Source organism: Geotalea uraniireducens, from assembly GCF_027943965.1.
Lineage (GTDB): Bacteria > Desulfobacterota > Desulfuromonadia > Geobacterales > Geobacteraceae > Geobacter > Geobacter uraniireducens.
Map to the genome: position 1 here is coordinate 330,037 of NZ_AP027151.1, position 13,067 is coordinate 343,103.

The following is a 13,067-nucleotide window of genomic DNA, read 5'->3' on the forward strand; positions in this document are numbered from 1 at the left end:
GTAAAAATGCCGTGGTTCCGGTTAAGCGTTGATCTTTTCGATCTTGAGGATGGTCCGCAATTGACGGTGCCCGCGCAATTTCCGAAAAGTCTTGCGCCGCTTCGACTTGAAGACGAGAATCTTCTTGTCTTTACCCTGCTCGACAATCTTGCCGACGACAGAGGCGCTGGGCACTAAAGGTGTTCCGATCGTAACCTTTTCGCCGCCAACCATCAGGACTTCGTTGAGTTCAACGGTATCACCGACCGCTCCCTCGAGTTTTTCGACTTTCAAAAAGTCGCCTTCGGAAACTTTGTACTGCTTCCCTCCGGTTCTGACTACCGCGTACATGGACTTCACCACCTTTACCAATATTTTTGAAGAGCGTTAAAAAATAACGAATAACGCTCAGCGAGTCAAGGATTTTTTCTGTTTAGCCAAGTTCGACCAACACATCGTCCCCCTCGATCCGGACAGGATAAATCTTGAGTGTGTATTCGGGGAATTCCTTGCAGGCCCCGGTTTTCAGGTTGAAGCGGTAGCCGTGGCGCTGGCAGGAAAGATGTTCGGCATCTTTGACCAGCGCGCCGGAAAGCGGCGCTCCCTGGTGAGGACACTCGGTCTCGCAGGCGTACACCGCCCCTTTGGCCTTGACCAGCAGGATTTCCTGGCCGTTGACGGTGACGATTTTCTTCCCCCAATCGGGGATGTCGGAAATTTTTGCCGCAAAGGTCATCGTTCGCTCCCTCCTTTTCAATCGTTCGTCGTCCTAAATTATTGCCGTCGGTTGGGGAAACAACCGCTACATCAATAGAGTGCGAGATGCACCCAGTTCTGACCGGAAAAGCAAGGGGGCTGCCGTAGACGCTTGGCCGCAGGTTGACACCGCCCGCGCGGGAAAAAACACCCCCTAAGGACTGTCCGGAGGCGTGACGAGTGAGATCGCATGGGCGGCCTCTTCGGCCCGCCGGCGCGCTTCGTCGGTATCCTTGCCGAGTGCCAGCGCCACCCCCATCCGGCGGCCGGGGCGGGTATCCGGCTTGCCGAAGAGTCGCAGCTTGGTGTCGGGCACCGTTAATGCCGTCGTCAGCCCGTCGAAAACAACTTCGGCGGCTGCCCGGTCAGCCAGGACGACATGGGAGGCGGCCGGGGCAAGGTTCGTCACTTCGGGGACCGGGAGGCCGAGGATTGCCCGGACATGGAGCTCGAACTCGGACATGCTCTGCGAAACCATGGTCACCATCCCGGTGTCGTGGGGGCGGGGGGACACCTCGCTGAACCAGACCCGGTCTCCCTTAATGAACAACTCGACCCCGAAGATGCCATAGCCGCCGAGGGCGTCGGTCACCGCCCGGGCCTGGCGGCGGGCCTCGGCGAGCGCTGTCGGTGTCATGGCCATCGGCTGCCACGATTCGTGGTAATCGCCCTTGATCTGGACATGGCCGATCGGCGGGCAGAAGGTAGTACCGCCGGCATGGCGGACTGTCAGCAGGGTGATCTCGTAATCGAAGGGGATGAATTCCTCGATGATCACCCGGTCCGAGGCGCCGCGCGCCCCTTCCAGGGCGTAGGTCCAGGCGGCGTCACCGTCGCTCTCGCTCCGGACGACGCTCTGCCCCTTGCCCGACGAACTCATGATCGGCTTGACCACGCAGGGGAGGCCAATGGCGGCAATTTCGGCGCGGAATTCTTCCCGTGACGAGGCGAAACGGTAGGCTGCGGTCGGCAGCCCCAGTTCTTCGGCGGCGAGGCGGCGGATTCCCTCCCGGTTCATGGTCAGGTTGGCGGCCCGAGCGGTCGGGATGACTGTGTATCCTTCCGCTTCCAGCTCCAGCAGGTAGGTCGTGGCGATCGCCTCGATCTCCGGGACGATCAGCTGCGGCCGTTCCTGGGCGATGACCCGGCCCAGCTCCGTCCGGTCGAGCATGTTGATGACATGGCTGCGGTGGGCGACCTGCATGGCCGGGGCGTCGGGATAGCGGTCCACGGCGATGACTTCGACCCCGAGCCGCTGGGCCTCGATGGCCACCTCCTTGCCCAACTCCCCGGAACCGAGGAGAAGCATCTTGGTGGCGGAATTCTTGAGTGGGGTTCCAATCATGACATATCCTTTTGCAGACGAACTTGAGAGCGGTGCGGTACGGCGGTCGGCCCACCCCTGTACTCCCCGCAACGCCCCGGGCGGCCCGGCGGCCTGACGTACCTGTAACGTTGCATTTTACGAAATGGCGATTTCGAACTGCTCCTGGTGGAATCCGGGCTTGGCACGGACGGTGATCCGCTTCTTGAATTTCTTCTCCAGTTCCTCCAGCCCCCGCCGTTCCTCGTCGTAGAGCAGGTCGGCCACCTGGGGATGGACGGTCAGCATCGCCTTGGTGCCGCGGATGTCGAGCATCTCCCGGCGCAGTTCCCGGAAGATTTCGTGGCAGACGGTGGTCTTCGATTTGACATAGCCGCGCCCTTCGCAGTAGGGGCACTGTTCACAGAGCATCCGGCCGATGCTCTCCCGGACCCGCTTGCGGGTCATCTCCACCAGGCCGAGATCGGAAATCTTGAGAATGTTCGTCTTCGACTTGTCGGCCTTCATGGCCTCTTCGAGGGCGGTGAAGACCTTTTCCCGGTTGACCTCCTTCTCCATGTCGATGAAGTCGATGATGATGATCCCGCCGATGTTGCGCAGCCGGAGCTGATAGGCGATCTCCTTGACCGCTTCCAGATTGGTCTTGAGGATGGTGTCTTCCAGGTTGTGCTTGCCGACGAAACGACCGGTGTTGACATCGATGGCGGTGAGCGCCTCGGTCTGTTCGATGATGATGTAGCCGCCGGACTTGAGCCAGACCTTGCGGCCGAGGGCGCGGCTGATCTCCACCTCCAGGCCGAAATGGTCGAAGATCGGCTCGTCGTCGTCATACAGCTCGATGGAGTATTTCATCTTCGGCATGAAGGTGCCGATGAACTGGACGATCTTGTCGTGTTCGTGCTTGGAGTCGACGACGATCTTGTTGACGTCCTCGGTGAGGATGTCGCGGATCACTTTCTGGGTGACGTCGAGGTCGGCATGGATCAGGCAGGGGGCATGGACCTTGTCGTTCTTCTTGACGATCTCATCCCAGAGTTTGGTCAGGTAGTGCATGTCCGAAACCAGGTCCTCCTCCGACTTCCCTTCGGAGACGGTCCGGACGATGAAGCCGCCGGTGGCCGGCTTGATCCGCTCGATGATCTCTTTCAGCCGTTCGCGCTCCTCCTCGTCCTCGATCCGGCGCGATACGCCGACGTGGTCGACGGTCGGCATGTAGACCAGGTGGCGTCCGGGGAGCGAGATGTGGGAGGTGATCCGGGCCCCCTTGGTGCCGATCGGCTCTTTCGATACCTGAACGAGGATTTCCTGCCCTTCCTGGAGCAGTTCTTCAATCGGGTGGAGCGGCTGGATCACCTGCTGCTCGCTCTCCGGCTCCTCGCTCTTGCCGTTGCCGTCCATGAAGGTTTCGAACTCTTCCATGGCGTCGAAGACGTCGGCCACGTAGAGAAAGGCCGCCTTTTCGAGGCCGATGTCGACGAAGGCCGCCTGCATGCCGGGAAGCACCCGAACGACCTTCCCCTTGTAGATGTTGCCGACGATCCCCCTGACCCTGCTGCGCTCGATATAGAGTTCGGCGATGGTGCCGTTCTCGATCAGGGCGATGCGGGTTTCGTGGGACGAGGTGTTGATGACGAGCTCGTTCCCCATTGATTTCCTCTCTTGCTCGCTGCCCGGCGGCGGCGAAATGTATAGTATAACCTAATTTTCTGAATGCTTGAAGAGTACGGCGAGCTTTTCGATCCGGATGCCGGCCAGCGTCTCGTCGGGCAAGCCGGTAATGGCTCGCGCGTATTCGAGCGGCTTGCCCCGGCCGATGGTCAGCTCGAGGCTGTTGCCGGTCACCTGCAATTCCGCCAGTTCCTGACGGAGGTCGTACTCGCTGATCTTTCCCTTCTTTTCGCGGCGGAAGGGATAGCTTGTCAACGCCAGGAACGTCTCTGCCCGGCTCGGAAGATCGACTGCCGTTCCCGTCGGCAGGGTCACCCGGTAGCGGGTCTTGTCGATAATTACCGAGAGCGATGGGGAGCCGGGCGGCAGCTCGGTCGCCTCGGTGACACAGATTCCCGCCGGAAGTGCCGCGTTCAGCCTGCTGCGGAGCTCGGCCGGTTCGAGGCCCGGCGCGACTTCCATATCCATGTATTCGGCCATTGATTCGATGCCGACCGACAGGGCGGTGGCAAAGGAGAATTTGGGATGGGGGTGAAACCCCTGCGAAAAACGGATCGGCAGCCGTGCCCGATGAACCGCCCGGGTAAAGAGGCCGATCATCTCCAGATGGCTGAGGAACCGCATCCGCCCCGTTTTCGTGTAGCGGAGGCGGATCGTCGCCTTGCCGTCGGTTACGGTCGGAGGGCCCGCTGCCAACGGCTCGGCGCCGTGCCAGTGCGGGTCGGCGAGCCGCATTTTGATCCGGTCGAAATCACAGATGCCACAGCCGGTGCAGAGGCCGGTGCGGCAGTCTTCAGTCGGGATGCCGAGGGCGGACTTTTCCAGTTCCCGACGGAGAAATTCCTTTGTGACGCCGTAATCGAGGTGATCCCATGGGAGAATCTCATCCCGGTCGCGCCGGCGGTGGTAGAAGGCCGGTTCGATGCCGGTGGCGGCGAAAGCGGCCTGCCACGTGGCAAAGGAAAAATGGTCTCCCCAGCCGTCGAAGCGGCAGCCAAGTTCCCACGCTTTCTGCAGGACGGTGCCGAGCTGCCGGTCGCCGCGGGCGAAAACCCCTTCCATGAACGACAGCGGGGCGTCGTGCCATTTGAAGGCCAGTTTGCGTGCCCTCAGCTCCCGGCGGAGAAATTGCTGCCGGGCGATGGTCTCATCGATGCCGATCTGCGGTTCCCACTGGAAGGGGGTATGGGCCTTGGGGACGAAGGTCGAGACCGAAACATTGACTTCGCCGCCGGAGCCGGCCCGGCGCCCTTCCATTTTGACCTTGCGGGAAAGATCGGCGATGCCGAGCAGGTCCTCGTCGGTTTCTCCGGGCAGGCCGAGCATGAAGTAGAGCTTGATCAGTCGCCAGCCGTTGCTGAAGGCTTCGTAGGAGTTCCGCAGTAGATCCTCTTCGCTGATGCCCTTGTTGATGATCCCTCGCAGCCGCTCGCTGCCGGCCTCCGGAGCGAGGGTGAACCCGGTTTTGCGGACCGTGCGGATCGCTTCCACCAGTTCCTGGTTGAGGCTGCCGACCCGCAGCGACGGGAGGGAGACCGCGACCCGCTGGTCGCGGTAGCGGCGAATCAGTTCCTGGAGGAGCGGGGTGAGGCAACCATAGTCACCGGTCGAGAGGGAGAGCAGCGACAGCTCGTCGTAGCCGGTGGTGCGCAACGACTCTTCCACCAGCTGCAGGATGGTTTCCGGCGACCGCTCCCGGACCGGGCGATAGATGTAGCCCGCCTGGCAGAAGCGGCAGCCCCGGGTGCAGCCGCGACCGATCTCGATGCTGACCCGGTCGTGGATGGTTTTCAGAAAGGGAACTATCGGCGTGGTGGGGTAGCGCGCCTCGTTCAGGTCGGCGACAAAGCGGCGCCGGACCCGGCGGTAACCGGGGAGCAGCGGCGTAACGGCGGCAATCCGGCCGCTCTCACCGTAACCGACGCTGAAGAACGATGGAATGTAGACGCCGTCGATCCGTGCCAGCCGTTCGAGCAGCTGCCGCCTGCTCTCGTTTGCCCGGCGCCATTCGCGATAGGCTTCCGCAATCTCCACCACCGCCTCTTCGCCGTCACCCAGCAGAAACGCATCGAAGAAGTCGGCCAGCGGTTCGGGATTGCAGGCGCAGGGACCGCCACCGACAACCAGGGGATGCCGTTCGTTCCGCTCGGCGGCCCGCAACGGGATGCCGCCCAGATCGAGCATGTTGAGGATGTTGGTATAGGAGAGCTCGTACTGGAGGGTGAAGCCGACGATCTCCGCCTCGACGAGCGGGGTATCACTCTCGCTGGTGGTGAGCAACGTTGCCGCCTGGCGCAACTGGGTCTCCCGGTCGGGCCACGGGGCGTAGCTCCGTTCGGCGGCGATCCATTCAACGGCGTTGAGAACGCCGTAAAGAATCTGGAAACCCAGGTGGCTCATGCCAACTTCGTAGACGTCTGGAAAGGCCAGGACAAAACGTATTTCGGCCCCCTCCTTGGCGGAGGAGCCGATCTCTCCTCCCATGTAGCGGGCAGGCTTTTCGATGGCAAGCAGCTCGTTATTCGACACGCGTTCTCTCTTCGGGCAGTCCGTCAGGGAATCTGCTAGGGTAAATACATAAAGCTAGTATATGGCGGGCGGTTTGGCAAGGCTAAACGTGTACTGCGGAGGGGGGAGCGACGACCCGACGCCAGGCGAACATGACTCCGGCGCCAAGAGCGCAGCGGGCGGGGGCACCGCCCGGCGCGGTTACTCTTTTTGCCAGACGTAGGGCGGGTCGATGTAGGGATCGAAAAAGCCCGGGTAGGCAATGAAGAAGGTGGCAAGTTCGCCGACCCCGGCCAGGGTGCGGGCGATGGTCATCCCAATTCCCTTCAGCGGGCCGACGAGCAGTCCCTTGACCGGCCCTTCTTCCTGCCAGGTCACGTAAACCTGTTTGGGGAGTTCAACCCAGCCGGTCGTGGTGTTGCTGATGCCGCGAGCCGCCTTGTTTGCCATGCCGTCCACCACTTCCTGGGCGGAAGAGGTTTCGATGGTCCGCAGATCGTCGGCATGCCCCTGTCGCGGCACTGCCGGCACGAGCAGCAGCGCGATGGCAGCTCCCGCCAGCACCAGCCGCAGTTTCATTGTCCGTCTCCCTGCCGGTCGGCCGTTGGCACCCCATCTTGCACGGCAACCGGTTCTTCCCGTGCCTTATCCCAGCCATCCCAGACATACTCCGGGTCGATCATCGGGTCGTAGTAGCCTGGTTGCGGCACCAGGAAGAAGACCGCTTCGGCCGTCCCGATGAATGCCCGGTAGAGGGTCATGCCGATCCCCTTGAGTGGACCGACTACGTAGCCGACCGCCCCGCGATCGCGGACGCTCAGGTACGATTGCTTGGGAAGTTCGACGATGGAGGTGCCGACGTTGGTTATTCCGCGGGCCAGTTTGAAGGCCATTTTCTCGACGATGAATTCGGCTTTTGGCTGGTCCTGGGCAAAAAGCGGCGTGGCAAAGGAGAGCGTTACCGCACAGGCAAGAAACAGGGCGAAACTACGCATATATTCTCCTTCTCGTTAGTGTGTCTGTCTGCTAACCCTTGTAGCATACTTGCAGGCTGCTGGCAAGCGGCGACCACTGTCCGTTCAGTCGAAAAGTGACCGTTCTGCGGGGAGAAACGGGGCGAACCTCTTCATGACCTGGTCGAGGCGGTCGATGTAATAGCCAGTATTCTCGTCGGGGCGGCGCGGATCGTAGGCGGAAACCGGCCGGCAGCTTTCGTAGAGAGCAATTCCCTTTCCCTGGCCGGTGACATAGTAGCTGATCTGATCACCGGCCCGGTATTCATTGTTCGCGCGGAGGGCGATTTCGTAAGCCGCCGCCGGGGAGCGCTTCCCTTGGCGCACTTTCTGGAGGTAGGTGGCCGGCGATTCGCCGAGGGTCTCGGTGCGTGCCAGCCGCTCGATGGCGAAGCCGTGATCGCGCAGCCGGCGGAGATACTCATCGTAGCGCGCCGGGACGTTGTCGCTCTCTCCCGTGAGGAGCAGTGCGATTACTTCCGTGGTGAATTCCCGCAGGTACGGCTCGATCCCTCGTGAGCGGAGCGCACTCCCCCTGACGGTGATTTTCCCGGCATAATCGAGGAGGGCATAATTCTTCATCTTGTACGAAAACATCGCCTGGTATAGTCCATCCTGCTCAACCTCGATTCCCGGCGGGAGGGTGGCGGAGAGGTCACGGACGAGGGCGTTTTCTTCTCCGGGGCTACCGCTCTCCGGGGGCGGGATGAAATAGATTCCGTCGGTGTCAATTTCAACGGGGCGGGCGTGATGCTCCCTGAGCCAGATCAACATCTCCTGGATCAGCCTGCGGCCGGTTCTGGTCACCTCCGTCGCTGTGGCGAGGTCGGCAAAGTGATGGATCGTCGTTCCCAGGTAGCCGTAAAACGAATTGATCAATATCTTGAAGGTTTGCTGGAGGGCGGCGTAATAGTCCCGTTCCGGTCCTGCGGCAGTGCGGGCCAGGGCCTTGGCCCGGAGCCGGAAGTCGCGCAGGTCCCGCAGCAACGGCAGGAAGAGTCCGAGGCTTTCCCGGGGCGGCGCGAGGCCAAACGCCAGCATGATCGACGGGTAGAGCGATGCCACGTCGCAGTGGACCACGGGACCGACCACGCCGGTCATGCAGACGTCGGTATAACCGCCGGCCAGCTCGCCGCCGCCGGCGGCGGGCCGGGGAATGGCGGTGCCGCGGCGCAGGTACTCCCGGATGAACAGCGCGTCGATCTTGGTGGCGTTGCCCCGCACGATGCAGTTCTGGTACGAGTAGGGGAACATCCGCGCCTGGAGGAACCAGGGGTGGGAGAGGAGGCGGGAGAGGGCGAGCGTTTCCCGGACGTCGTCCAGGTTGTAACGGCGGAGCCGTTCCGGGTCGCGGGCGAAGATCTCGTCGATCGTGCCGCGCTCCAGGTAGGTCCGATCGGCCGCGGCAAGGCCGAAGTGGCGGGCTGCCTGCTTGAGACCGTAACTTTCCAGTTCTCGGCCCGAGACGTCGTAGAGTTGGACGAGAAAGTAGGTGTCGATGACCGAGCGCCCGTAAATGTCCCACCGCGGGTAGTCGATCTGCCGCTCGGCGATGGAAAAACGCGCCGGATGCACCCGCGGGACACTACCGTCCCGTCCCCAGCGAAGGCTGATCCCGTGGCGCTCGGCGCGGATCCGCAGATACTCCAGGTCGAAACGGAACAGGTTGTGCCCTTCGATGACATCCGGGTCGCGCTCGCGGATGATGGCGGTCAGCCGCTCCAGCAACTGCGGTTCCGTAAATTCGCGGCCGGAGAGGAACGCTTCATACCCCGCTTCATCCATCACCGCGATGCTGATGATCCGGTCTTCCGCCCGGCGGGGATTGGAAAATTCGTATCCCGGCGCGCAGGCCGTTTCGATGTCGAGGGCCAGCCGGCGCAGCCCGGAGAAGGGCAGCCCCTTGAAAAACGTTTTGCCGGTTAGCAGCAGGTGCTGGTGGACCGGGTCTGTCAGGTAGCGATAGGGGGCGTCGGGAGCCGAAGGGGGGTGGCCGGTGTGGCGGGCCAGATGATCGCGGGCGGCCAGACAGTGGTGCCAGTCGCTGAAGGTGGCGAGGTGACGGTAGACGCCGTTGCCGGCAAGCGGATGCAGCGTGGCCGCGGCGGCGAGCCGCCCGAGCAGGGTGGGGTCTTCCAGGAGGATAAAGGGATGGAACGGCTCGTCCTTGAAGATCAGGCCGTCCGGCGTGCGGATGAAAAGCCTGATGAACCGTCCGGCCAGTTCGGCAGCGACGATCCCCGCCGTTGCATCGGCACCGAACAGGATCGGGTTGTCGGCAAGGGATAATTCGTCCACCGGGAAATCCTCCGCCGCTGATAAAAAAAACGGCACGGTCTGCCGGCCGTACCGTTTTCGCTACTGTTGTCGTGTCCGGTTTACTTCGCCGCGTGTTTGGCCAGGTAATCGGCGACGCCGGCAGACGTCGAAACCATCGCCTCGTCTCCTTCCTTCCAGTTGGCGGGGCAGACCTGGTCGCCATGGGTTTCGACAAACTGGACCGCATCGAGCATCCGAAGGGCTTCCGCAACGTTCCGGCCCAGTGGCAGGTCGTTGATGACCGCGTGGCGGACGACCCCCTTCGGGTCGATAAGGAACAGACCGCGCAGGGCGACGGAGTTGTTGAAGAGCACCCCGTACTGCTTGGAAATCTCCTTGTTCAGGTCGGCAACGAGCGGATACTGGATGTTGCCGATGCCACCGTCTTCCACGGCGGTGTTTTTCCAGGCAAGATGGGTGAATTTCGAGTCGACGGAAACGCCGATCACTTCACAGTTCCTGCTCTTGAAGGTGTCGATCGCCTTGTTGAAGGCGAGAATTTCCGAAGGGCAGACAAAAGTAAAGTCGAGCGGGTAAAAGAAAAGGATGACGTATTTCCCGCGAAAACTCGACAGCTTCAGCGTGGCGAACGTATTGTCGGGCAGAACCGCGTCGGCGGAAAAGTCGGGAGCCTCCTGGGTGACCAGCGTACACATGCACATGAGATAAATTCTCCTTTCCGGTGGAAAATAATTAATACAGGGAAAGGAATACCAGCAGCCGTCGGCCTTGTCAATCAAAAAAGATAAAAAAACTCCTTTTTGTCTTGTTGGCCGCATTGCCACACTGGCAGCGACGGGCGGGGCCTTGCAGGTGACTGCCTTGCTGCCGGGTTCTCATCCCGGCAACCCCTATTTGATAGTCCCGTCGACGCCGATGATTACCTCCCGGAGCGGGATGTTTTTGCCTGCTGCGGCAAGTGCCTGCCTGGCCGCCATGACGATGCCGCCGCAGCACGGCACTTCCATTCGGGCAATGGTAACGCTCCTGATGGCGGACGCACGGAACAGTTCGGTCAGCTTTTCCTGGTAAAACCGGTTGTCGTCGAGTTTGGGGCAGCCGACGACCAGTGCCCGACCGGCGAGCAAGTCGCGGTGAAATTCGGCGTAAGCGAACGGCACACAGTCGGCGGCGATCAAGAGGTCGGCATTCTGGAAATAGGGGGCGGTGGTCGGGACGAGGTGAAGCTGCACCGGCCACTGACGAAGCTGGCTCGGTTGCCGGGCCGCCGGCGAGGCGGTCGGTGTCGTTCCGGCAGGGGTGATCATCCTGACTTGGGAGCCGGGGCAGCCGCTGCCGTTCGCCGGTCGGTGGGGGTGTCGTTCTGCCGCTCCGCGGTTTGCCTGGCGATGCTCTGCCACCGCCTCTTCATCGAACGGTACCGCTTCCCGATCGATCACCCTGATGGCGTCACGGGGGCATTCGCCCAGGCAGGCACCGAGCCCGTCGCAGAGGTTGTCGGCAGCTAGTACCGCCTTGCCGTTGACGATGGTGATAGCCCCTTCGGCGCAGGCCGGGACGCAAAGGCCGCAGCCGTCGCATTTTTCTTCGTCGATCTGGACGATCGTTCTGATCATAATGGTCTCCCTGGTGTGCCGGTCGTGCCGGTTCCGTGCTGCAACCGGTGCATTGGGCCGGATTGTCGGTCTAAAAGAAATAATGCCACAGATAGTCGAGGCGGCCCCGCAGCAGCAATCGCCGGCCCGAGAACGCCATCACCTCGCGTATCTTCGCCCGATACTCTTTGCCGTAACAATGGATCCGGCACTCTTTGCACGCCGGCTTCGGTTCGAGCGGGCAGGTGCGGCGTTTGCTGATCCCGTGGGCAAGAAGCCCGGCGCATTCCGGACAGAGCTTCAGGTCCGCCCGGTAGTGGCGAGCCAGTTGGGACGGCAGCTCGCAGCTGTGGCGCTCCGTTGTGGCATGGCGAGCGTTGCAGTAGGTCCTGACGAAGTCAGTCAGCACCCGCAGGTCCTTGAGCTGGGTTTTGGTGAACTGTTCCATGGTTTCATCATAGGCCAACGACCGGCAAAAAGTCATGACCCATGTCAAAAAAAATCCCTTAGCCGGAGCGATTTTGCTTTTCGGGGAATTCTGTGCTATGTATCCGGCCATGCATAGCGATACCCCTCTCATCATTCCCCGTTCGGACCATCCCATCTCCCGGAATCTCGTCAGCCCCCATGCCCTCAAAGTCCTGTATCGGCTCAAGGAAAGCGGCCATCTCGCCTATCTGGTCGGCGGCTGCGTGCGCGATCTGCTGCTCGGCCGGGAGCCGAAGGATTTCGATGTTGTTACCGATGCAACCCCGAACCAGGTGAAGCGGATCTTCCGCAACTGTCGGCTGGTCGGCCGGCGCTTTCGGCTGGCCCACATTCATTTCCAGGACGAGATCGTCGAGGTGGCGACGTTCCGCTCCTCCGAGCCGGAGGAACTGGAGGCGGAGATGCCGATCCCGATGGCGGAGGGTGCCGATGCCGGAGGGCCTCGACCGCCTCGGCATCTGCGGAGCGACGACGGAGTGATTCTACGGGATAACGTGTTCGGTACGCCGGAACAGGATGCCCGGCGGCGGGACTTCACCGTCAATGCCCTGGCTTACAATATCGCCGATTTTTCCATCATCGACTACGTTGGCGGGATGGCCGACCTCCGGCAGGGGGTGATTCGCACTATTGGCGATCCCGGCGTTCGCTTCACCGAAGACCCGGTGCGGATGTTGCGGGCCGTCCGTTTTGCGGCGATGCTCGGCTTTGCTATCGAGCCGCTGGCCGGGGAGGCAATCATTGAACTGGCGCCAACCATTACCCGGGCCACCCCGCCCCGCCTTTACGAAGAAATTTTGAAACTCTTCCTGCTCGGTGAGGGTGAGAAAACCTACCAATTGATGCGCCAAACCCGGCTTTTCGATCACCTGTTTCCCCATTTCACTGCTTGGCTGGAGCGGGAAACCGACGGCTTCCCCCATGCCCGGGTCGGGCAGGGCCTGGAGTGGATCGATCGGCGGGGCGGCGCGGGGGACAAAATTTCTCCCCCCCTGCTCCTGGCGATCATGTTCGGTGAATACCTGGAGGAGAAGGCCGCCGGCTTCAGGCAAACGGGGCGCGCTCCCCAAGAGGCAATCAACGGTGCGGTGGCGGAATTCCTCGGCGAACTGGCGCCGACAGTGCTGGTGCCCCAGCGGATCGGCATTGCCGTGCGGGACATTCTGGCCAGCCGCAACCGGTTCCGCAAGATTCCCGGCAAGCGCCCCCAGTCCTTCGTCGGCCGTCCCGGGTTTGCCGATTGGCTGACCCATTTGCAGTTCTTGAGCGAGATTGCGGCTGAAGAGGCGAAGACCTACGCCTGGTGGCACGCCTATGCCGGAACTGCAGCGACTGAAGTCCCGGCCCCGGAGCTTCCCGGCGCCGAAGAAAAGAAATCCCCGCGCCGGCGGCCGCGGCGGCGCCGGCGGAAGAACACCCCTCCGGCATCATAGCGATTATCGAACGGGTTGCGCC

12 protein-coding genes are annotated in these 13,067 nt (G+C 61.9%); 1 reads left to right on the forward strand and 11 read right to left on the reverse strand.

Annotation, left to right across the window (positions count from 1 at the left end; translation table 11 throughout):
* Positions 1–21: 21 nt before the first annotated feature.
* The 11 genes from rplU to QMN23_RS01575 all read right to left on the reverse strand — a co-directional run bounded on the left by rplU (position 22) and on the right by QMN23_RS01575 (position 11,619).
* Positions 22–330: a 50S ribosomal protein L21 gene (gene rplU / locus QMN23_RS01525; protein ID WP_282001356.1), complete on the reverse strand. Its 309-nt coding sequence runs from the start codon at positions 328–330 to the stop codon at positions 22–24.
* An 82-nt stretch (positions 331–412) separates the two neighbouring features.
* Positions 413–715: a Rieske (2Fe-2S) protein gene (locus QMN23_RS01530; RefSeq protein ID WP_282001357.1), complete on the reverse strand. Its 303-nt coding sequence runs from the start codon at positions 713–715 to the stop codon at positions 413–415.
* Positions 716–889: 174 nt separating this feature from the next.
* Positions 890–2,080, reverse strand: a complete 1,191-nt coding sequence (gene purT / locus QMN23_RS01535; protein ID WP_282001358.1) for a formate-dependent phosphoribosylglycinamide formyltransferase — start codon at positions 2,078–2,080, stop codon at positions 890–892.
* A gap of 117 nt (positions 2,081–2,197) precedes the next feature.
* On the reverse strand, positions 2,198–3,706 hold the full coding sequence (locus tag QMN23_RS01540) for an Rne/Rng family ribonuclease (RefSeq protein WP_282001359.1): 1,509 nt from the start codon (positions 3,704–3,706) through the stop codon (positions 2,198–2,200).
* A gap of 51 nt (positions 3,707–3,757) precedes the next feature.
* Entirely contained in the window at positions 3,758–6,256 is a 2,499-nt protein-coding gene (locus QMN23_RS01545) for a TIGR03960 family B12-binding radical SAM protein (protein WP_282001360.1), read from the reverse strand.
* 180 nt (positions 6,257–6,436) lie between these two features.
* Complete coding sequence (locus QMN23_RS01550) at positions 6,437–6,814, reverse strand: exosortase system-associated protein, TIGR04073 family (protein WP_282001361.1); 378 nt, start codon at positions 6,812–6,814, stop codon at positions 6,437–6,439.
* A complete protein-coding gene (locus QMN23_RS01555; protein ID WP_282001362.1) occupies positions 6,811–7,230 on the reverse strand; it encodes an exosortase system-associated protein, TIGR04073 family in 420 nt (139 codons plus the stop codon). Before QMN23_RS01555 ends, QMN23_RS01550 begins: the two co-directional genes overlap by 4 nt.
* Before the next feature lie 84 nt (positions 7,231–7,314).
* On the reverse strand, positions 7,315–9,546 hold the full coding sequence (locus QMN23_RS01560) for a DNA polymerase domain-containing protein (protein WP_282001363.1): 2,232 nt from the start codon (positions 9,544–9,546) through the stop codon (positions 7,315–7,317).
* An 80-nt stretch (positions 9,547–9,626) separates the two neighbouring features.
* The gene (locus QMN23_RS01565; protein WP_282001364.1) at positions 9,627–10,229 is read right to left on the reverse strand and encodes a peroxiredoxin; all 603 of its coding nucleotides are present in this window, start codon (positions 10,227–10,229) and stop codon (positions 9,627–9,629) included.
* A gap of 189 nt (positions 10,230–10,418) precedes the next feature.
* Complete coding sequence (locus tag QMN23_RS01570; RefSeq protein WP_282001365.1) at positions 10,419–11,144, reverse strand: ATP-binding protein; 726 nt, start codon at positions 11,142–11,144, stop codon at positions 10,419–10,421.
* Between the two features lie 70 nt (positions 11,145–11,214).
* Complete coding sequence (locus QMN23_RS01575) at positions 11,215–11,619, reverse strand: nitrous oxide-stimulated promoter family protein (protein ID WP_348835252.1); 405 nt, start codon at positions 11,617–11,619, stop codon at positions 11,215–11,217.
* Positions 11,620–11,668: 49 nt separating this feature from the next.
* Between QMN23_RS01575 and pcnB the strand changes: the two genes are divergently transcribed.
* Positions 11,669–13,045, forward strand: coding sequence for a polynucleotide adenylyltransferase PcnB (pcnB, locus tag QMN23_RS01580; RefSeq protein ID WP_282001366.1), 1,377 nt, complete (start codon positions 11,669–11,671; stop codon positions 13,043–13,045).
* Positions 13,046–13,067 lie beyond the last annotated feature (22 nt).

Excerpts from the sequence above, each read along its gene's own strand:
- QMN23_RS01565 (WP_282001364.1), bottom strand. The coding sequence starts at position 10,229 with ATGTGCATGTGTACGCTGGTCACCCAGGAGGCTCCCGACTTTTCCGCC.
- pcnB (WP_282001366.1), top strand. The coding sequence starts at position 11,669 with ATGTATCCGGCCATGCATAGCGATACCCCTCTCATCATTCCCCGTTCG.
- QMN23_RS01530 (WP_282001357.1), bottom strand. The coding sequence starts at position 715 with ATGACCTTTGCGGCAAAAATTTCCGACATCCCCGATTGGGGGAAGAAA.
- QMN23_RS01570 (WP_282001365.1), bottom strand. The coding sequence starts at position 11,144 with ATGATCAGAACGATCGTCCAGATCGACGAAGAAAAATGCGACGGCTGC.
- QMN23_RS01540 (WP_282001359.1), bottom strand. The coding sequence starts at position 3,706 with ATGGGGAACGAGCTCGTCATCAACACCTCGTCCCACGAAACCCGCATC.
- QMN23_RS01555 (WP_282001362.1), bottom strand. The coding sequence starts at position 7,230 with ATGCGTAGTTTCGCCCTGTTTCTTGCCTGTGCGGTAACGCTCTCCTTT.
- rplU (WP_282001356.1), bottom strand. The coding sequence starts at position 330 with ATGTACGCGGTAGTCAGAACCGGAGGGAAGCAGTACAAAGTTTCCGAA.
- QMN23_RS01550 (WP_282001361.1), bottom strand. The coding sequence starts at position 6,814 with ATGAAACTGCGGCTGGTGCTGGCGGGAGCTGCCATCGCGCTGCTGCTC.
- purT (WP_282001358.1), bottom strand. The coding sequence starts at position 2,080 with ATGATTGGAACCCCACTCAAGAATTCCGCCACCAAGATGCTTCTCCTC.